Raw genomic sequence first — 1,114 nt, forward strand, 5'->3', positions numbered from 1 at the left:
CCGGCCCCGGCATGCTCACCGGCCCGAAGACCGGCCCGAAGACCGGCCCGAAGACCGGCCCGAAGACCGGCCCGAAGACCGGCCCGAAGACCAGCCCGGCGACCGGCACAGCGATCGGCCCGGCGACCGGCACAGCCGTTGGGGCGCCTTTTCGCCCGTTCCCGCCACGTTCGGGAACCGCCTCATTCACGTATGGACAACAAGGAGAACGCGCATGGCGCGACGCAGGATACCCGACACCCTGCCCCCGTCCGGGGTGGAGACAGACAACGACGTACGCGATGTGAGCCGCTCGCAGAAAAAGCGCGAAAGCAACGCCATGCAGACCCTGGGCCAGGAACTGGTCCGCCTGCCTGCTTCCAAGGTGCGGGGCATGGGCCTGCCCGACGATCTCGAACGGGCGGTGCTGGAATGGCACGCCATGTCCACCCACGAGGCCCGGCGGCGCCAGTTGCAGTACATTGGCCGGGTCATCCGGGAAGGGGACTGGGAGGCCGTGTCCGCGCAGATGGGCGAGGTGCGCGCCGTCAAGCAGACCGAGGACGACGAGTTCCACCGCATCGAGGAACTGCGCGAGCAACTGCTGGCCGCCGGGCCGGACCGCCTGCACCCCTACCTGGAGCAGTGGCCCGACGTGGACCCGCGCCACCTGCGCCTGCTGGTGCGTGACGCCCTGGCAGAACGCGCCTCGGGCAAGCCGCCCCGCGCCGGACGCGCCCTGTTCCGGCTGCTGCGCGACGTGGCCGAGGAATAACCGCTCCGTTCCTGCCGTTTTGCAAAAAAGACGCGCCGGGTGCTTCCGCATCCGGCGCGTCTGTCGTTGCATGGGGCGAGGTCTGCTGTCCGGCAACCGGCATGCGGCTGGCAGGGCGGCGGGGGGAGCCGGGCCGTTGCGTTGCTAGATGCCGGCCTCGCGCAATGCCTTCAGGGTATGCCGGGCCACGGTGACCACGTCGTGCAGCACCGTGCCGCCCAGCAGGCGGTCCAGCAGCCCGGCGGGCTCTTCGTGGCCGTCCACGTCGATGCGCAGCGCCGTGCCGAAGCGCCCCAGCATGCGGCGATGCAGTTGGGTGCCCAGTTCCGGGTCCGCGCTGGACAGGGCGCGGGACACGGC

Annotated in this window: 1 protein-coding gene and 1 pseudogene; one reads left to right on the forward strand and one right to left on the reverse strand. The window is 70.9% G+C overall.

Annotated elements, in window-relative coordinates; translation table 11 throughout:
* The coding region (yjgA, locus tag FVW27_RS16640; RefSeq protein ID WP_243838529.1) for a ribosome biogenesis factor YjgA at positions 1-754 on the forward strand (754 nt) is incomplete at its 5' end.
* 144 nt (positions 755-898) lie between these two features.
* On the opposite strand, the pseudogene FVW27_RS16645 reads toward yjgA, so the two are convergent.
* A pseudogene (locus FVW27_RS16645) lies at positions 899-1,114 on the reverse strand (response regulator); the annotation flags it as partial.

The organism is Nitratidesulfovibrio liaohensis (genome assembly GCF_011682075.1).
Taxonomy (GTDB): domain Bacteria; phylum Desulfobacterota; class Desulfovibrionia; order Desulfovibrionales; family Desulfovibrionaceae; genus Cupidesulfovibrio; species Cupidesulfovibrio liaohensis.